Raw genomic sequence first — 18,131 nt, 5'->3', positions numbered from 1 at the left:
CTTCATGCAGGAGTGGATCGTCGCTGGAGCCTGGGCCTTCGCCGCTCTGTTCGCAGCCGTGCTCTTTGCCTTCGTGGGCTATGAGCTGAGCTGGAAGAGCCGGAGGTTGGAAAGAGATCGAGATCGGCTCGGATCACTGCTTGACGATCTGCGCCTCCTGGGCAGAGACCTGAGCGCCTTGGCGGACCGCACGAAGGCGTCCGCAGAGTCGTTGTCGGGTCCGGCTGGAACCGACCACTCCACGCAGTCGGCGAGCTGACTCGATCATGGTGAGACTGCGCCTGCGAAGTAAGCCCAAGAACGATGAAGGCCGGATGTCGGTCCTGGATCATCTTCGTGAGCTGCGACGGCGAATCTTCATCATCATGCTGATCGTCGGCATTGGCGCAATCATCGGCTGGGTTCTGTACGAGCCGATACTGCATATTTTGGAACGGCCGTACTGCGCAGTTCCGTACCAGCGTCGGCTCGGTGCCACCAGCCAATCAGACTGCTCGCTGCTGTTCTTCGGACCTCTGGACGGCTTCACGATTCGTCTGAAGGTTTCTGTCATCGCCGGCGCCATCATCACCGCGCCGTTCTGGCTGTTTCAGATCTGGGGCTTCGTGACGCCGGGCTTGCATCGTAATGAGCGAAAGTGGAGCCTGACGTTCATCGTCACCTCGACGCTGCTCTTCGCGGCGGGTATGGCGCTCGCATATTTCACGCTGGCCAAGGGACTGGAGACCCTGATTTCGTTGTCCGGCAGCGGAACTCAGGCCGCCCTGGACGTCACGAAATACATTTCCTTCGTCACGCTCGTGCTCGTGGTCTTTGGCGCGTCCTTCGAACTTCCGCTGCTCATCATCATGCTCAACCTGGTCAGAATCCTGCCCTATTCAATCCTCAAACGTGGGCAGCGGTTAGGGATCTTCGGGGTGTTCGTGTTCGCGGCGGTGGCGACCCCGTCCACCGATCCCTTCACGATGACGGCAATGGCCGTACCGATGGTGTTGCTCTTCGAGGCCGCCGTGTTCTTTGCCTTCATCCACGATCGCCGACGGGCTCGGCGACAGATTGCCGAGCAGGCGGATCAGCTAGCAGACGATGTTGCCTCGGCAGTCGACCCGATCCCGGAAAATCTTCCTTCCCATACCCCGGACGCCGGTCAGACCGAGCGGTGGTCAGACGACCTGCCGTGACGCAGCTAAAGGCGGCTGATTGCGGTTCGCAGATCAAGAGAAGGCGCTCGAAAGGTACTTGAGAAAGGGCGCTGCGATCGGCCTGTTGGCTAGGCGCCCTGCGCGATGTAGTGCTCGAGATGCTGGCGGTCGAACTCCAACTGTCGGATCCGCGCCGCCACCACGTCGCCGATGGTCACGATCCCGCTCAGTTTGCCGTCCGTCACGACTGGCATGTGCCGGAAGCGCCGTTCCGTCATGAGGCCGGCGATTTGATCAATGGGGTCCTCAGGCGAACAGCTGACGACGGGCGAGGTCATGAGTTCCGAAACCTCGGCCTCTAGGATCACGGCGCCGCCTTGATGCAGGCTCCGTACGACATCGCGTTCGGAGATGATCCCGACGATGTCGTCGCCGTCGACCACCACTAGTGCTCCCACGCGATGCTCGGCCAACGCCGCCAAGAGGCCGGTTATCGATTCCGCCGGTGCGATCGTGTAGACCGAGGATCCCTTGTGCTTCAACAGATCGGCTATGAGCATGTCGAACACCTCCGCGCTTGTCGTTCTTCTAACCTCGACGCTAGCAGTGTTCTGCGTCACAGCAAGCAGGCCGGCCCGCCGAGTTGTCCACCCATTCCAGCCCGCACGCCTGGCCGGCCATCGTTCGCGCTGAAAAGGGCACATATCTGCCCCGTACGCTGGAACTATGTCCTCGCCGGCGGAACGCTATTCGCAGTCCCGCAAACGATCGAAGTTCCCGACTCTGACAGATTTCCGGTCGGGGTATGGGTTCGAACTCGATGACTTCCAGGTTGCGGCCTGCGAAGCCCTCGAGGGCGGCTACGGGGTGCTCGTCTGCGCTCCGACGGGATCCGGCAAGACGGTCGTCGGCGAGTTCGCGATCCACCTGGCGTTGGCTATCGGCCAGAAGTGTTTCTACACCACCCCGATCAAGGCGCTGTCCAACCAGAAGTTCAACGACTTGATCGATCGATACGGCGCGGATCAGGTCGGCCTTCTAACCGGCGACAACGCCATCAATCCGCATGCCCCGATCGTGGTCATGACCACCGAAGTACTGCGGAACATGCTCTACGTGGGCAGCGACGCACTCACTGACCTGGGATATGTGGTCATGGACGAGGTGCATTACCTCGGCGACCGTTTCCGCGGCGCAGTATGGGAAGAAGTCATCATTCACCTGCCTGCCGCCGTCCGGCTGGTGTCCCTATCCGCAACGGTGTCCAATGCCGAGGAATTCGGCGACTGGCTCGTCGAAGTTCGGGGCGACACGAAGGTCATCGTGCATGAGCAACGGCCCGTACCCCTGTGGCAACACATGTTGGTCGGGACGCGAATGTTCGATCTGTTCGCCGCCGTCGAATCCGGTGGCGATGCCTCGGGTTCGGCGTCAGATGGCGCCGGTGGCCGGCGCGCAGCGGTGGACCCTGAATTGCGCCGCTTCATCCGGGACCGGATGCGCTTCGACGACTCAAGAGACCGAAGCTCGGGTAGGTCCGGGGGCGGCAGTCGAGGTCGCGACAAATACCGTCAGCACGGCGGGAGGTGGCGCCCGCCGCACCGGGCGGATGTCATCAGCCGGCTGGATCGCGAAGGTCTCTTACCAGCGATCACCTTCATCTTCAGCCGGGCAGGCTGCGATGCTGCCGTCAAACAATGTATCTACGCAGGCGTACGACTGACGACGGACGATGAACGCGACGAGATCCGCGCCATTGCCGAGAAGCGCACCGCGTCCCTGGCTCCGGACGATCTCGATGTATTGGGCTACTGGGAATGGCTCGAAGGCCTTCAGCGGGGCATCGCCGCCCACCACGCCGGTTTGATCCCGGCGTTCAAAGAAGCGGTTGAAGAACTCTTCGTCCGTGGTCTCGTCCGAATGGTGTACGCCACCGAGACGCTCGCGCTCGGCATCAATATGCCGGCGCGCACAGTGCTCCTTGAGCGGCTCGTGAAGTTCAACGGCGAGGGTCACGTCGAACTGACCGCGGGCGAATACACGCAACTGACCGGTCGAGCAGGACGCCGCGGCATCGATGTCGAGGGCCACGCTGTGGTGTTGTGGAGTCCCGAGGTCGATCCGGATCAGGTCGGCGGCTTGGCTTCGACACGCACGTACCCGCTTCGCTCGTCGTTCCGACCGTCCTACAACATGGCCATCAATCTCGTTTCACAGGTTGGTCATCAGACTGCCCGGGAGCTTCTCGAATCCTCGTTTGCTCAGTTCCAGGCCGACCGTTCGGTAGTGGGCATCACGAGACAGGTCGCTCGCAATGAACAAGCGATGGCTGAGCTCGCGACGAAGATGACCTGCCACCTAGGCGACTTCTCCGAATACGCTCGGCTACGTCAACAGATCAAAGATCGAGAGAATTCACTCGCCAAGGCAGGTGCCTCCCAGCGTCGTGCCTCCATCGCTCAATCTCTCGAGGCGCTGTCGGTGGGTGATGTCGTGCGCGTACCGGCCGGACGTCGCGCCGGTCTAGCAGTCGTACTCGACCCCGGAACCTCACCCATCGCCGACGCCCGACCGTTGGTATTGACCGAGGACAAATGGGCTGGTCGGGTCAGCATGATCGACTTTCCGACCGCGGCCGAAGTACTCGGGCGTGTCAAGGTTCCAAAACACTTCAACCATCGAAACCCGAGCGCTCGGCGCGATCTTGCATCGTCAATCCGAAACCTTCATCTGCCCGAGGTGCCGCACGGCTCCCGGCGACGAACTCGGAGCAGCGCGGCCGACGATCAGGTACTGGCCGATCTGCGTGCTGCGCTGCGGGCGCATCCGTGCCACGGCTGTAACGACCGTGAGGAACACGCCCGCTGGGCTGAACGCTACCTGCGACTCAAGCGAGAGACTGACACCCTTCGGCACAAGGCGGAAAGTCGAACGCATTCGCTCTCTCGGACCTTTGACAAGGTCTGCGCGCTGCTCACCGAGCGCGGCTACATGAATGTGGACGGATCAGTCGAGAAGATCACCGAGGCTGGCAGGCAACTGTCGCGGATCTGGTCGGAGTCTGATCTCGTCATCGCCGAATGCCTGCGCAGCGGGGCTTGGTCCGGACTGAACCCAGCTGAATTGGCCGCGGTGTGTTCTTCGATGGTGTACGAGGCACGGCGAGATGAGCCTGCAGCACCGAAATTGCCGCAGGGCGCTACCCGCGAGGCCTTGACGAACACCGTTCGACTGTGGGGCGAGATCAGTGAGCGGGAGGCCGAATACGGCCTGCCGATTACCCGTGAACCCGATCTCGGCTTCGTGTGGGCGAGCTACCGATGGGCCCGCGGCGATTCACTCGACAAGGTCTTGGGTTCGCTTTCCGATGACGGTTCTACTCTTCCGGCCGGTGACTTCGTCCGCTGGATGCGTCAGCTTCTTGATCTGCTCGAACAGCTTTCGCGCGCCGACGCCGTGCCATCGGGTCTGAGATCGACCGCTGCCGGTGCGGTCGCGGCACTACGGCGCGGTGTCATCGCACAACAAATCTGAGCCTCGACACTTGGCCCTCAGGATTCCAAGGTCGAGGTCCGGAGGCGCACCAAAGGACGGCTATTTCGCCAGCGCGGCAATGGCCTTTCGCAATCTAAGTACCGAGCTCGCGACGCCGAACTTTTCGCCGAGCGCATCGAGCATCTCTGGATCCTTCGGTGACCCGGGAACACGGGTTTCAAGGTCGGTATCAATCGGCACGTCGATCCGACCCCTGACCACCTGCGGCGCTACCGACAGGTATTCGGCCGCGGCGAGGACCTTCGTCCGGATAGTGGGGCTCATGGCCGAGTCTGCGCTCAGTGCGATGTCGAGAATCTGCTCGATCGGACCAAACTTCGTAACGGCGATCGCTGCGGTCTTCTCGCCGATTCCGGCGACGCCGGGCAATCCATCGGACGGGTCGCCACGCAGTACGGCGAAGTCGGGGTAGAACTCAGCCGGTACTGCGTACTTCGCCTGTACTTCCGCCGGTGTCAGCTCTGCGATCTTGCTGATACCGCGGCCCGTGTAGAGCAGCCGGACGCGTTCGGTCACCACACCGATCAGATCCCGATCGCCTGAGACGACGTCCACCGTCTCCCCGGCCGAATCGGACCGGTGGGCCAGGGTCGCGATTACATCGTCGGCCTCGAATCCGTCAGCGCCCACCGCGCACAGACCGGCAGCTTTGAGGACAGCGAGCAGCACCGGGATCTGAGGCGTCAGCAGATCTGGAACTTCCTCGACATCCGGCTTACCCCCGCTTGTGGGTATGGCCACCCGATGCGCCTTGTACGAGGGAAGCAATGCGACCCGGAAGGCTGGACGCCAGTCATTGTCCAAGCACGCGACGAAGCTTTGCGGACGATAGCGGGTAAGCAAAGTGGCCACCATGTCCGTGAAACCGCGTACGGCATTCACCGGCATCCCATCTGGCGATGTGACGGAATCCGGTACGCCATAGAAAGCACGAAAGTACAGCCCGGCCGAATCGACCAGCATCACTTTGCCTGCCATCAGCACCCCTTCATTGTCCTGCAGTTCGGTAGGTCCGCTAGCAGCGATGACGTCGGATCGAGCGCAACGCCTCTGAGCACGATAACGTCGGGCCATGGTGTGCGTGATCGGTGAGGCAGTGATCGACCTCGTTCCGGTGCATCCCGCCGAGCCGGCCGGGATGACGCCGCCAACGTACGTTGCCCATCCAGGGGGCAGCCCTTTCAACGTTGCGATTGGCCTGGCGCGACTTGGGCAACAGTCCCAGCTACAGGCTCGGTTGTCCGCGGACACCTTCGGACGACAGTTGCGCCGCCATGCCGAGCTAAATGGCGTCGACACGACATTGGCCATCACCGCGGCTGAGCACAGCAGCCTGGCGGTCGTGGGTCTCGATGCGAACGGCAACGCAGCCTACGATTTTTACCTCGCTGGCACCGCCGATTGGCAATGGACGGAGGGCGAGCTCGCGTTGACTCCTCCCGACTGTGTCTGGTTGCACACCGGGTCACTGGCCGCCTGGACCGCACCCGGCGCGGCCGCCGTTCAGGCCCACCTCGAGCGCGTCCGGGATCAGGGCTCAACGATCATCAGCTACGACCCGAACATCCGGCCGCTGCTGATGGGCGCGCGAGCCGTGGCCGTGGCCGCTGTAGAGCGCTCGGTAGCTGTGGCGCACGTTGTCAAAGCCAGCGCCGAAGACCTCGCATGGCTGTACCCCGGCCAAGACGTTGACAAGGTGGTGCGAGCCTGGCTGCGCCTCGGGCCGAGCTTGGTGGTCGTCACCGACGGCGGGGCGGGCGCGTACGCCGCTACGACGTCTTCGGAGCTGATATCGGTCGATGCGCGACCCGTTGCGGTCGTCGACACGGTCGGAGCAGGTGACGCGTTCATGGCCGGGTTGATCAACGCCTCGATCCGCAGTGCTATCAACCTAAGCGCTTTGAACGCCGACCATTCGGCTGCAATCTCAGCGATTCTCGAGGAAGCGATCTTGGTGGCCGCCTTGACGTGCGGTCGCGCGGGCGCCGATCCACCTACTGCCGATGAACTGGCTAAGGCTCGCGCGGCGCCTGCGCTGGATGGCTGACGATCGCTCCTCAGGAGCCTGCCACGCTAGGGCTCTTTGTAACCGTCGGCGTAGACACTCGCCGACTTGACCGTCGAGCCCCGCACGATCAGCTCCGTTTCCAGAACAACATCGTGAGCCTCTGCCGCGTCCAGCAGGCTGGCCAGCATCGCGGTGGCGAGTTGAGCACCCTGCTCAGCGACCGGTTGCCGAATCGTGGTCAGATCCATGAGCGCGGCCGTCGAATGATCATCGAAGCCGATAACGGCAATATCCTCAGGTACTCGCAGGCCACCACGGCGAATTGCCCGGACGGCGCCGTAGGCCATCTCATCTGATTCGGCGAAGACGGCCGTCGGGAGGTCGGGCAGCGCAAGCAGCTCGAGCATGGCAGCCTCACCTCCCTCGACGGTGAAGTAGCCGAGGCGCTCCAACGCGGGGTCAAACGCCACGCCAGCGGCGCTCAAGGCTTGTTGATAGCCGGTCCGGCGATGGTGTGGGGGAGTGAAGCGCATTGGATCGTCGGTCTCACCGCCGATGAGCGCGATTCGCCGATGACCGAGCGAGAGCAGGTGATTGACCGCCAGCTTCGCTGCCTCGATGTCGTCGATGCGAACCGAGAAGAAGCCATCGTGTTCAGCACCCAGCATGCCGATCGGTAAGTCGAGGGATTTGAGCGCGTCGACCTCGTCCTGGGTCAGCGCGAGGCTGACGACGATGACCGCATCGACCCGCTTGCGAACAGGGAGCACCGTGAAAAACCGTTCTCGCCCCTCGCTGTCTCCCAGATTGTGCAGCAAGAGGTCGTAGCCGGCCTGGCTGAGCACTGACTCAACGGCGCCGAGTACCTCGGCGAAAAACCAGCGATGCACGAACGGGACGACAATGCCCACGGTGGACGATCGTCCACTCGCCAGTCTCGCGGCGAACGGCGAAGCAACGTAATCAAGTTCGCGCGCCGCGGCGAGCACCTTGTCGCGTGTGGCCGTTGCGACATCGGGTAAACCGCGCAGGGACCGGGACACTGTGGCGATCGAGACACCCGCGCGTTTGGCGACGTCTTCGATGCTCGCTGCCATCGTCCCCCCGCTCTGGTGAAATCCTTAAGGCACGGTAATCCATGGCATACCGAGCGGCTAGGTCGGCCCTATGGTCGAGCTGGCAGACTGGACCGAATGCGGACCCTTCTCTTCAACGGACGAATCCACAGTCCGTGGGCTCCTGACGCCAGCGCGCTGCTGGTCGACGGCGCGGACGTGGCCTGGCTGGGCGACGACGCCTCGGCGGGCACGATGACCGCAGACCGCAGGGTCGACCTCGAAGGTGCTCTCGTAATTCCGGCCTTCGTCGACTCTCACTTCCACGCAACCGGTACCGGCCTGTCTCTGACCGGGCTGGACCTCAGCGATGCCGCCAGCCTTGCTGTAGCTCTGAGCAGGGTTGAGCGACTAGCCAGATCAAGCGGAGGACGGCCGCTCCTAGGTTCGGGGTGGGATGAGACCAATTGGCCTGAAGGACGACCCCCGACCGCAGCTGAGCTGGATCGGGCGAGTTACGGCGGCGTCGTTTACCTAGCGCGGACCGACGCGCATTCGGCGGTCGCGTCATCGGCGCTGATGGCCTCAATTCCTAGCCTGTCCAAGCTCGACGGCTACTCGCGGGATGGCTTGCTGACAAAGGAGGCTCACCACGCCGCCCGCGAACTGGCGCTCGCAGCGATCAACCCAGCACAGCGGCATGCGCTGCAGCGCGTCGCGCTCGAACGGGCGGCCAGTTGCGGGATCGCAGCTGTGCATGAGATGGCCGGACCAGAGATCTCGAGCGCAGACGACCTGACTGCCTTGTTGGCACTGTCGAGAGAAGAGGTCGTTCCGGAGGTCTTCGGATACTGGGGCGAGTTGGGCGGAACCGAAAACGCCCTGAGCCTAGGAGCGGTCGGAGCCGGCGGCGACCTCTTCTGTGACGGCTCGATCGGTTCGCACACTGCGGGCCTGTCTGAGCCGTATCTGGACTCCGACACGACGGGTTATCTCCGCTTCGACACCGCAGAACTCGCCGATCACATTGTTGCCTGTACCGAGGCAGGTCTTCAGGCGGGCTTCCATGCGATCGGTGATGCAGCTGTCGGGCAGGTGGTGGCAGCAATGGATCAGGCGGCCCAGTCGTTGGCGCCGGGGCGAGTGACCGGCGCCGGGCACCGGATCGAGCATGTCGAGCTGATACCGGACATCGCGGCTCTGGCGCGTACCGGCCTACTGGCATCGGTTCAGCCGGCCTTCGACGCAACCTGGGGGAGAGTGGGCGGAATGTATGAGGCGCGTCTTGGCGCACAGCGCGCCGCGACCATGAATCCGTTCGCGGAGTTGGCTGCGGCCGGAGTCCCGCTCGCGCTCGGATCCGATTCGCCCGTCACTTCGATCGACCCCTGGGGAGCTGTCCGGGCTGCGATCTACCCGTCGAATCCGAAGCACGCGCTGAGCGCCCGAGCTGCATTCGGAGCACACACTCGTGGGGGTTGGCGGGCAGCTCGCGCTGACTCGGACGGCTCGGGCGTTCTCGCACCCGGAAATCCGGCCACCTACGCCGTCTTCAGCGCTGGCCCGCTTGGGGTAGACACCCCTGATGATCGACTCTCGCGATGGAGCACCGACGAACGGGGCGCCGTGCCTGGGCTTCCCGACTTGAGTCCAGGCGTCGAGCTACCGCGTTGTTTGCGCACGGTGCGACGGGGCGTCCAGATATACGATTCCGGCGACCTCGCTTGAAGACACGCCTCGCGATTGCCTTTGCTGCCGGACTGCTCGGCGTTCTGGCTTTTCCACCCTTCGGTTGGTGGCCGTTGGCCTTCGTCTCGGTTGCCGGCTTTACGTGGGCAGTTCATGCCCAGAGTGCGCGGCGCGGCGCGCTCATTGGACTACTCTTCGGCGCCGGACTCTTCCTGCCGATGCTGCACTGGACCGCCACCTACGTCGGTGCCGTCCCGTGGCTCGTTCTCGTCTTCTCACAGACCTGGTACATCGCGTTACTCGGGGCCTGTGCGCCAAAGTTGCTCGCCCGACGTTGGGGACCGGTATGGCTTGCAGCCGGGTGGGTCGCCGAAGAAGCACTACGCGATCGTTTCCCTTTCGGCGGTTTTCCGTGGGGGAGGTGGGCCTTCAGCCAGGCGGAATCGCCAATGAAATGGTTCGCCACTCTTGGCGGCGCGCCGCTACTCACGTTCATGGTGACTCTTGGCGGCACCATTCTGGGCACGGCATTCCTTGGCAATGGCGAACGCCGGATCCGTGAGCGAACCGGATGGCTCGGTTCGGATCTGGGTCAAGGCGCGAGCCGCGCCGTCGCGGCTGCGCTGATCCCGGTCATCGGCCTCCTGTTGTGGATACCGCTGCACCCGCGTGCTGCTCCGAGAACGACCACTGTGGCCGCTGTGCAGGGCGACGTCCCCGACCGTGGGCTGGAATTTGATGCGCGGCGTCGCCAGGTGCTGGACAACCACGTCGCTCAAACGATGAAGCTCGCCGCCGAGATCAAAGCCGGAACGGTAGCGAAACCCGAGCTGGTGCTGTGGCCGGAGAACGCCTCCGATATAGATCCGACGGACAATCTGGACGCGGCTCAGGAGATCCAGCAAGCCGTCGACGCGGTGGGCGTGCCCATCCTCGTCGGCGCCCTCCTGGACGGCCCCGGCGCCACTCACGTCACCAACGCCGGGATTCTGTGGGAGCCGTCAGGTTCGTCTCAGCCCGGGCCAGGCGAGCGATACGTGAAACGGCACCCGGTCCCATTCGGGGAGTACATCCCGCTGCGCTCGGTCGCACGGGCGGTGAGCAAGAAGGTCGATCTCGTCGGTCGGGACATGATCGCCGGTACCGGCAACGGGCTGATGACCCAGACGCCGTATCCGATCGGCGACGTCATCTGTTTCGAGGTCGCCTACGACTCGCTCGTGCGGTCCTCAGTGAAAGCGGGCGCTCAAATGTTGGTGGTACAGACCAACAATGCGACCTTCGGACACAGCGCCGAGACCTACCAGCAGCTCGCGATGAGTCAGTTGAGAGCGGTCGAGAACGGACGCAGTGTCGTTCAGGTCGCGACAAGCGGCAAGTCGGCCATCATCGACGCCGATGGTACGAAGCTGGACGAGTCAGGTGCGTTGTTCACCCCGGATATTCTCGTTCAGACCATAGGACTGCGCACCTCGACTACTCTGGCTACCCGGGTCGGAGCGATTCCTGAGTGGTTGCTGACCGCATTCGCCTTGTTCGGCGTACTTGCTGGTTTGATGCCTTGGATGCGTCGACGCACTGCACGAAGCCGCACTAAAGGGAACGACACTAAACGGAACGACGCTAAACGGAACGACACTGAACGAAAGAACGAGAGAGAGCTGACCGCACCTGTGCCGAACGAGCCCAGCCCGCAACCTGCGATCGAGAAGAGGAACGGGTGACCCACTCCCGCGACGAGGCAACCTCCGCCATGGGGCGTGCGGACGCGCTCAAGGTCATCGTCATCATTCCGACGTACGACGAGCGCGAGAATCTGCCGATGATTCTCGAACGTCTGTTCGCTGCGGTACCAACGGCGCATTCATTGGTAGTCGACGACAACAGCCCGGACGGCACGGGCGAGATCGCGGACAAGATCGCCGCCGATGACGCGCGCGTACACGTCCTGCACCGTACCCAGAAAAGCGGCATCGGCGCCGCTTACATCGCTGGGTTTCGTTGGGCTCTCGAGGCCGGGTATGACGTCATCGTCGAGATGGACGCAGACGGCTCGCATGCCCCCGAGCAATTGCCTCGGCTACTCGCAGCGACTTCGCACGCTGACGTCGTCCTGGGATCCAGGTGGGTGCCTGGTGGGCAGGTTCTTAACTGGCCGAAGTCCCGTGAATTACTCTCCCGCGGTGGAAACCTCTACACGAGGCTGGCGCTGGGAATTGAACTTCACGACGCAACAGGCGGTTACCGCGCATACCGCAGGAACGTGCTGCAAACGATCGAGTTGTCGGGTATCTCCTCGCAGGGTTATTGCTTCCAGGTCGATCTGGCATGGCGCGCAGTTCAGGCCGGCTTTCGTGTGGTCGAGGTGCCCATCACCTTTGCCGAACGTGAGCGCGGTGAGTCCAAAATGAGCGGCAACATAGTCCGCGAAGCGCTTCTGCGTGTCACCGAATGGGGCGTCACCCACCGCGCGGCCCAGGTCAAGGGGCTGCTACGACGGCGGTGACGGCCTTGTAGATGTCATTGTCGCGATGTCATTGTCGCGATGTCATTGTCGTGATGCACTAGTCGCGAAACGCAGAAATCCCGCCGGCGGCGCGGCCTCATCGGCCGCGACGCGTGCGGGATTTCTGCAGATCAAAAGCTAGTGAGCTAGGCAGTCTTGGTGGACTTGCCGCCACCGCCACCACGGCGTGCGCGAAGGACGTCGAGCCGTTCGGCAAGAACTTCTTCGAGATCAGCAATGCTGCGCCGCTCGATCAGCATGTCCCAATGCGTGCGCGGGGGCTTGACCTTCTTCGCCTCCGGCTCGGGGCCATCGACGGACTTGGCCGCGGTGCCATCCAGACGGCACTCCCAGGTCGACGGGAGCTCGGCTTCGTCCGAAAAGGGGACGGTGAACTCATGGTTTCGTTCACAGCGAAATTTCACAAAGCGACGGGGCGCCGGCTCCGCCGCGTACTCGGTTTCGTAACTGATAGCGCCGAGGCGACTGCCTCGAAGAACACGATCGGCCATTTTCAGATCACTCCTCACCCATATCTGGGTACTGACCAACCAACGAACGAACCCAGCAGATGATTCCTGAGATCTGGGACGATGCGCCCGCGGTTACTCGCAATAGCGGCGTACAAAGCCCCAATATCATATCGCAGACAGGTTGGGAAGAACTAATCCGACATCCTGTGTACCGGCCATGGGTATTTCGTCGGACTGTTCGCGACGGCGTGACGTGTACCCAGCGGGGGAGGGGGAGCGATTAGTCAAGCGTGAGCTGACCGGGGTTGAGTTGATGACCGAGATCACCCGCTCTGTAGTGCGAACGGCACAGCACCTGGTACCGAACCTCTGCTCTGACATCAGCAGTGTCGGCCACCACGACGGTGTCGCCCTCGCGTACGACCCGGTCGTCCACGACGCGGGCGTTCTGCTGGCCGGGTCGGCCACACCAACAGAGCACCTCGACCTGAATAGCTGAAATCTCGTCCGCGAGTTCGATCAGGCGCTTGGCCCCTGGCAGCAGAAGACTGCGAAAGTCGGTGGCCAGCCCGAAGCAATAGACGTCGATGTGCAATTCGTCCACGAGCTCGGCCAGTTGATCCACGTGTTCGGGGTTCAGGAAGCCGGCCTCGTCGATCACGAGGTAGTCAACGCGCTCGCCCGCTGCCCAGCGCTGCCGGACCAGAGTGCACATGTTCAGCTCGTCGGTGACCTCGATGGCCGGACGTGACAGCCCGACCCGTGTCGTGATGATCGGGCCACCCGATCTGTCGTAACGAGTCAGGATCAATCCACGTCGACCCTGCCTCGCCTGGTTGTGGTCAATCTGCAAGGCCAGCGTCGATTTGCCACAGTCCATTGGGCCATAGAAGAACTTCAGGTGCGCCGGCATCGGGAGAGCTCGCCGATTGCCTGAGGCCGGCACCGATGCCAGTGCGCTGCTGCGATCGGGCGATAGCGGATCAGCAGCACGCGCAGACTCAGCTACCGACTCAGATGTTTCAGGCACGGACCGGCACGCTACTACTTCCACTGACCGCGCTGTTCAAGGACCTCTCGTAACACGTCCGCGCGGTCGGTCATGATCCCGTCAACTCCGAGATCGAGCAGCCGATGCATCTCCGACCGCCTATTAACGGTCCAGACGTGGACCTCGAAGCCACGCTCGCGCGCCGACTCGATGAACGTACGGTCAACGAGTCGCAACCACCGCGGGCCGGCTGGTACCTGCGCGGCACGGGCGCCCCCGAACTGTCGCCGAACTGGCAAGCGAGCGGGAACCGATCGGATGACCTGCGGTCCAACCGAAGCCAGCTTGAGCGAGACGATCTCGCTGGGGGACAAGCTCGTAGCCACGTATGGACCGGCCACCTTTCGAAGGACGGATAGGCGGCGGTCGGAGAAGGTTGCCAATCGGACGCGATGCCAGCTGTTGGTCCGTCGCACGGCATCCAGCGTCGGTCCGATAACGGCCGCGGTCTTGACGTCGATGTTGAAGAAGGCGTGGCCGAATTGCCCCAACAGGTCCTCCAGGCGAGGTATCGGCTCGCTGCCAACAATCCGAGCCTGGCTGAGCTCGTTCCAGGTCAAGGCGTTCAGTCGGCCGGTGTGATTGGTGAGGCGATCGAGCAAAGCGTCGTGGAATGCGACTGCAACGCCGTCGGCGCTTGCGCGCGCATCGGTCTCGAGATATCGATACCCAAGGTCGACTGCTGCCTGGAAGGCCGCCAGTGAATTCTCCGCTCCGATTGGTGAGAATCCACGATGAGCAAAGGCGATCGGTTCCACTCGTCCCACGGTAGTTCGTGGGCGGCGATCCTCCCATTTCGCTGGACACATCGGCGATCATGTGAACCATGAACCACGCCGAACCGCAGCCAGGCCGCAGGCCGCATCTCGCAGGGCCGACGGTGAGCCTGCGACCGGGCGGCGAAGCTGATATTGATGCTCTCGCAAGCATTCTTGCCGAACCATCAGTCGTGCAGTGGTGGGGTACGCCCGAGCCATTGGAGGAGCTGACGGCTGATCTGCTGGGTTCAAGCGATACGACCCTGTTGGTCATCGAGGTGGATCGCGAAGTCGTAGGCGGAATTCAATACCTCGAGGAGCGTGAACCCCGATATCGCCACGCAAGCATCGATATCTTCATTGGGACGCGGTATCAAAACCAGGGTATTGGGACTGAGGCAATCAAGGCGTTGGCAAGGTTTCTCCTTACCGAACGCGGGCATCATCGGCTGACCATTGATCCGGCAGCCGCAAATACTCGTGCCATTCGTTGCTATTCCCGAGTTGGCTTCCGTCCCGTCGGCCTCATGCGTCGATACGAGCGTCATGAGGATGGCACCTTTCACGACGGACTCTTGATGGACATGATTGTTGACGACAACTCGTGACCATGCGTCCGTCTGGATTCACTTGAAGATCAGCGCGGCGGATACCGGCCGATCAGCAACAGCGACGGTACTTGACATAACGTGCGCGCATCTGACGGTCGATATTCAGTCTGCTTGGATCCCGCTGAGTGACGGCGCGTCTCGTTGAACTGGCCAGATGAACCGATCAGCGTCAGATCGAGCACCACATCACTCGTATCTGTGTGCGTCATTCCGTCCCTGCGTTACTCAGCAGGCAACATTCCGATACTCGCAACGGCGGCCGATGTGGTCACAGGTGCCGCGAACGGGCAGGAAATGCGAATAGGTGGCCGCGTAGGCCGATTACCGGCCGTTCCAAAGTGCCGATAATCGACATTATGTCATTCTGAACGGCGAGGGCCGTCCTGGCTCTGCTCAGCCAGGTCTCGCAGGAATTGTGGCAGTCGCCCTGCGCCGAAGTCGTAGTAACGCACCCAGTGCGGTGTGATCGCGATGCGAGCCATCTGCTCGTACATCTCACGACAGTTCTGTTCGAAGTGGGCCGCGGCCTCGGCGTCCATTGTCTTGCTGGCCCCTGCGAGGTACTCGTCGGGCACACCATCGACGATCTCGACGCTGGCATGCCCGCGTATCGAAAGCGCTCGCGCCTGGCCGGGCGTGTCGCCGGCGTCAATCGTCAGGGCAACGTCCGGGCGAACCGACAGCGCTGCAACCTTCGGTGACGTCGTGGCGGTGGAGATCACCACCTGATCGCCTGTCCAGAAGAAGGCAATCGGGATCACTCGTGGAGTTCCGTCCGGCCCGATGTAGGCCAGGCGAGCCATCGACGTGGCGAGCAGCTCTTGCGCGCCGATATTTAGCAGCTCGTCCTCAATCTCTTTCTGTTGCATGTCTATTCTCCTTCAGCCTCGGAGCACGTCGTGAAGGCGTGCGGCCTGTCGGGTGAGGTGATCGCGCTCGGCAACGTTGGTCGCGGCGCGGGCCGCTTTCCCGTACAGGCGAGCCGCGATCGCGAGTTCGCCGGCCCGCTCCTGGAGGTACGCCGCCACCGCCGGGTATCTGGGGACCGTCGGATCCACCTGTCCAAGGGCAGCCAACCCTGCTCGTGCGCCGTCCGCCTCACCTACCGCAACGGCACGGTTCAAACGCACGACGGGGTTGCTGGTCAGACGGTCGAGCTCGTCGTACCACTCCACGATCTGCACCCAGTCGGTTTCATCCGCCTTGCGTGCGTCGGCGTGGAGCGCAGCGATGGCCGCCTGCGCCTGGTACTCGCCGAGCCGGTCGCGAGCCAGCGCAGCCTGCAGTATTGCCACCCCCTCGGCGATCAGCTCGGTATCCCAGCGCGACCGGTCCTGCTCCGCCAGTGGGACGAGCGCGCCCATGGCCGTCGTACGGGCCGCACGACGGGCGTGGTGCAACAACATCAGCGCGAGCAGGCCGGAGGCCTCCTCATCGTCGGTTATCGACGTCACTTGCCGGGTCAGCCGGATAGCCTCGTGGGCGAGGTCGACCTCGCCGCTGTAGCCCTCGTTGAAGACTAGGTAGAGCACCCGCAGGACGGTGACCAGATCACCGGGCTCGTCAAAGCGCACGCCCGCGACGGTGCGTTTCGCCCGACTGATGCGCTGGGCCATCGTCGCCTCTGGGACCAAATACGCCTCCGCGATCTGTCGTGTTGTCAGCCCACCCACGGCGCGCAGCGTGAGCGCCACCGCGGATGCCGGAGTGAGCGATGGGTGAGCGCACAGAAAATACAGCTGCAGGCTTTCGTCGACATCCTCGATCGGACCGGGCCGCGGCTCGACCTCGATCCGGGCCTCGCGCGCCTGTCGGGAGTTCTCCGCCCGGGTCGTGTCCAGGAACTTGCGCCAGGCCACCGTGATCAGCCAGCCTTTTGGGTCCGCTGGCTGGTCCGCGGGCCACGTCGCCAATGCCCGGATGATTGCTTCCTGCACCGCGTCCTCGGCCGTCGCGAAGTCGGCTCCACGACGGACGAGAACACCGGTGACCTCAGGAATCAGCGTCCGCAACAGGGATTCGTTCACTCCGCGATGGTGGGTGGCGCGGCAAGGAACGGACGCACCTCAAGCCATTCGTAGATTGGCTTGCCGTCCGGGCCAGGTGCGGCCGAAAGCTCGCCCGCCAGCTCCACGGCTCGCTCGTAGGTCTCCACGTCGATCACCATCCAGCCGGCAATCAGATCCTTGGTCTCCGCGAACGGGCCGTCGGTGACCGGCGGCAGACCCTCGCCCGCGTAACGGACGAACGTGCCTTCCGGTGACAGCGCCTGGCCGTCCACGTACTCCCCCGTGCCCTCCAGCCCGGCCGCGAAGTCCTGCATGAACTTCACGTGGGCGTCGATCTCGGCCGGCGTCCACCGGTCCATCGGGTCGATGTCAACGACGGGAGTCGGACCGCCGCGGTAGTGCTTGAGCAGCAGGTACTTGGTCATGCGTTCCCTCCTTCGGTGCGACGCGACCATTGTGGCCGCGTTCGTACCGGGGACGGCGCCGGCCTCGAGTTCTCGACACGGGGCCGCGATAAAACTCCCCCGGAATGGTTCGTCTTCTGACGAGCGTCCGCGAGGCAGTCCACACCCGAACCACCAGCCCGTCAACCGACCGCGTCCGGCCAGAGCGCGCGGACTGCTTCGGTAGCACCCTCGACCGAGTCCGGTCCGAGTAGGGAAAGCTGCAGCAGGTAGCCAGGCATGATCGACATCAGGACAGTAGCCAGCGCATCGGCGGTGACGTCGGCGGGCAGGTGTCCTGATCGTTGGTGGACGGCGACGAGATCAGCTACCGCAGCCTTCAGCTGCCTTAACAGCGCGTTGAATTCATCAGCGAGTGACGGGTTTCGTAGAGCTTCGGCCCAGACGAGGATCGCCAGTCCCCCAAGGCCATCGCTCGAATGCTTGGTCTGCACAACCGACAGAACCTCGGCCATCGCTGCGCCTAAGGAGCCGCGCGGCTGCTGGGATGTGATTGCGTGGATCATCGCAACCACATCCTGCATGTTCTCTTCAGCGATGGCGATGATCATGTCATCTTTGCTGGCGAAGTATCGATAGACCGCACCCGAGGAAAGTCCGGCTTCGATGAAGAGATCTTGCATAGACGTGGCGTGGAAGCCGTCGCGCAGGAAGCACCGACGCGCTGCGCTCAGGATGTGCTCGCGGCGGGCGTCTCGATATTGCTGCGTGACCTTCGGCATGTCCCCAAGATACAAGAAAAACGGACGTTCGTCTTGCAGGTTGTCAGGAGTCGTAGCAGGATAGGAGACTAAAGAGAACGATCATTCG

General features: G+C 63.0%; 18 protein-coding genes. 8 read left to right on the top strand and 10 right to left on the bottom strand.

Annotation, left to right across the window (positions count from 1 at the left end; all coding sequences use genetic code 11):
- Positions 1–4: 4 nt before the first annotated feature.
- Together ACSMXN_RS12415 and tatC are read left to right on the top strand one after the other, a co-directional pair.
- Positions 5–259: a hypothetical protein gene (locus ACSMXN_RS12415; protein ID WP_022911768.1), complete on the top strand. Its 255-nt coding sequence runs from the start codon at positions 5–7 to the stop codon at positions 257–259.
- 7 nt (positions 260–266) lie between these two features.
- The gene (gene tatC / locus ACSMXN_RS12410) at positions 267–1,181 is read left to right on the top strand and encodes a twin-arginine translocase subunit TatC (RefSeq protein ID WP_022911767.1); all 915 of its coding nucleotides are present in this window, start codon (positions 267–269) and stop codon (positions 1,179–1,181) included.
- A gap of 89 nt (positions 1,182–1,270) precedes the next feature.
- Here the strand turns inward: tatC and ACSMXN_RS12405 are convergent, their stop codons facing one another.
- A complete protein-coding gene (locus ACSMXN_RS12405) occupies positions 1,271–1,702 on the bottom strand; it encodes a CBS domain-containing protein (RefSeq protein ID WP_027139042.1) in 432 nt (143 codons plus the stop codon).
- A gap of 166 nt (positions 1,703–1,868) precedes the next feature.
- On the opposite strand from ACSMXN_RS12405, the gene ACSMXN_RS12400 reads away from it, so the two are divergent.
- Positions 1,869–4,676, top strand: coding sequence for a DEAD/DEAH box helicase (locus ACSMXN_RS12400; protein WP_022911765.1), 2,808 nt, complete (start codon positions 1,869–1,871; stop codon positions 4,674–4,676).
- Positions 4,677–4,736: 60 nt separating this feature from the next.
- Here the strand turns inward: ACSMXN_RS12400 and ACSMXN_RS12395 are convergent, their stop codons facing one another.
- Positions 4,737–5,675 (bottom strand): 5'-3' exonuclease, encoded by a 939-nt coding sequence (locus ACSMXN_RS12395; protein WP_027139041.1) that lies wholly within the window; start codon positions 5,673–5,675, stop codon positions 4,737–4,739.
- A gap of 94 nt (positions 5,676–5,769) precedes the next feature.
- On the opposite strand from ACSMXN_RS12395, the gene ACSMXN_RS12390 reads away from it, so the two are divergent.
- The gene (locus ACSMXN_RS12390; protein ID WP_022911763.1) at positions 5,770–6,744 is read left to right on the top strand and encodes a carbohydrate kinase family protein; all 975 of its coding nucleotides are present in this window, start codon (positions 5,770–5,772) and stop codon (positions 6,742–6,744) included.
- A 26-nt stretch (positions 6,745–6,770) separates the two neighbouring features.
- Here ACSMXN_RS12390 and ACSMXN_RS12385 read toward each other — a convergent pair whose 3' ends face one another.
- On the bottom strand, positions 6,771–7,802 hold the full coding sequence (locus ACSMXN_RS12385; protein ID WP_022911762.1) for a LacI family DNA-binding transcriptional regulator: 1,032 nt from the start codon (positions 7,800–7,802) through the stop codon (positions 6,771–6,773).
- A 96-nt stretch (positions 7,803–7,898) separates the two neighbouring features.
- Here ACSMXN_RS12385 and ACSMXN_RS12380 point away from each other — a divergent pair, with 96 nt between their 5' ends.
- Genes ACSMXN_RS12380 through ACSMXN_RS12370 form a run of 3 tightly spaced genes read left to right on the top strand, consistent with a single transcriptional unit; the run spans position 7,899 to position 11,955 of the window.
- Positions 7,899–9,488 carry an amidohydrolase gene (locus ACSMXN_RS12380; protein WP_022911761.1) on the top strand — a complete coding sequence of 530 codons (1,590 nt, stop codon included), beginning with the start codon at positions 7,899–7,901 and terminating at the stop codon, positions 9,486–9,488.
- A complete protein-coding gene (gene lnt / locus ACSMXN_RS12375) occupies positions 9,485–11,173 on the top strand; it encodes an apolipoprotein N-acyltransferase (protein ID WP_022911760.1) in 1,689 nt (562 codons plus the stop codon). Before ACSMXN_RS12380 ends, lnt begins: the two co-directional genes overlap by 4 nt.
- Before the next feature lie 29 nt (positions 11,174–11,202).
- Positions 11,203–11,955, top strand: a complete 753-nt coding sequence (locus ACSMXN_RS12370) for a polyprenol monophosphomannose synthase (protein ID WP_027139039.1) — start codon at positions 11,203–11,205, stop codon at positions 11,953–11,955.
- Between the two features lie 146 nt (positions 11,956–12,101).
- Here the strand turns inward: ACSMXN_RS12370 and ACSMXN_RS12365 are convergent, their stop codons facing one another.
- The 3 genes from ACSMXN_RS12365 to ACSMXN_RS12355 form a co-directional block, all read right to left on the bottom strand.
- Positions 12,102–12,467 carry an RNA polymerase-binding protein RbpA gene (locus ACSMXN_RS12365; protein WP_022911758.1) on the bottom strand — a complete coding sequence of 122 codons (366 nt, stop codon included), beginning with the start codon at positions 12,465–12,467 and terminating at the stop codon, positions 12,102–12,104.
- Positions 12,468–12,708: 241 nt separating this feature from the next.
- Positions 12,709–13,458, bottom strand: coding sequence for a thymidine kinase (locus ACSMXN_RS12360; protein WP_051148729.1), 750 nt, complete (start codon positions 13,456–13,458; stop codon positions 12,709–12,711).
- A gap of 14 nt (positions 13,459–13,472) precedes the next feature.
- Positions 13,473–14,237 carry a glycerophosphodiester phosphodiesterase family protein gene (locus ACSMXN_RS12355; protein WP_022911756.1) on the bottom strand — a complete coding sequence of 255 codons (765 nt, stop codon included), beginning with the start codon at positions 14,235–14,237 and terminating at the stop codon, positions 13,473–13,475.
- Between the two features lie 68 nt (positions 14,238–14,305).
- Between ACSMXN_RS12355 and ACSMXN_RS12350 the strand changes: the two genes are divergently transcribed.
- Complete coding sequence (locus ACSMXN_RS12350) at positions 14,306–14,845, top strand: GNAT family N-acetyltransferase (protein ID WP_022911755.1); 540 nt, start codon at positions 14,306–14,308, stop codon at positions 14,843–14,845.
- A gap of 362 nt (positions 14,846–15,207) precedes the next feature.
- Here the strand turns inward: ACSMXN_RS12350 and ACSMXN_RS12345 are convergent, their stop codons facing one another.
- The 4 genes from ACSMXN_RS12345 to ACSMXN_RS12330 all read right to left on the bottom strand — a co-directional run bounded on the left by ACSMXN_RS12345 (position 15,208) and on the right by ACSMXN_RS12330 (position 18,043).
- The gene (locus tag ACSMXN_RS12345; protein ID WP_022911753.1) at positions 15,208–15,717 is read right to left on the bottom strand and encodes a pyridoxamine 5'-phosphate oxidase family protein; all 510 of its coding nucleotides are present in this window, start codon (positions 15,715–15,717) and stop codon (positions 15,208–15,210) included.
- A 12-nt stretch (positions 15,718–15,729) separates the two neighbouring features.
- Complete coding sequence (locus ACSMXN_RS12340) at positions 15,730–16,875, bottom strand: DUF6596 domain-containing protein (RefSeq protein WP_022911752.1); 1,146 nt, start codon at positions 16,873–16,875, stop codon at positions 15,730–15,732.
- Positions 16,872–17,282 carry a YciI family protein gene (locus tag ACSMXN_RS12335; protein ID WP_022911751.1) on the bottom strand — a complete coding sequence of 137 codons (411 nt, stop codon included), beginning with the start codon at positions 17,280–17,282 and terminating at the stop codon, positions 16,872–16,874. The genes ACSMXN_RS12340 and ACSMXN_RS12335 overlap by 4 nt, the downstream gene beginning before the upstream one ends.
- 161 nt (positions 17,283–17,443) lie before the next feature.
- Complete coding sequence (locus ACSMXN_RS12330; RefSeq protein ID WP_022911750.1) at positions 17,444–18,043, bottom strand: TetR/AcrR family transcriptional regulator; 600 nt, start codon at positions 18,041–18,043, stop codon at positions 17,444–17,446.
- Between the last annotated feature and the right edge of the window lie 88 nt (positions 18,044–18,131).

This window comes from Parajatrophihabitans canadensis, assembly GCF_053764775.1.
This window is presented reverse-complemented; position numbering and strand designations above follow the sequence as displayed.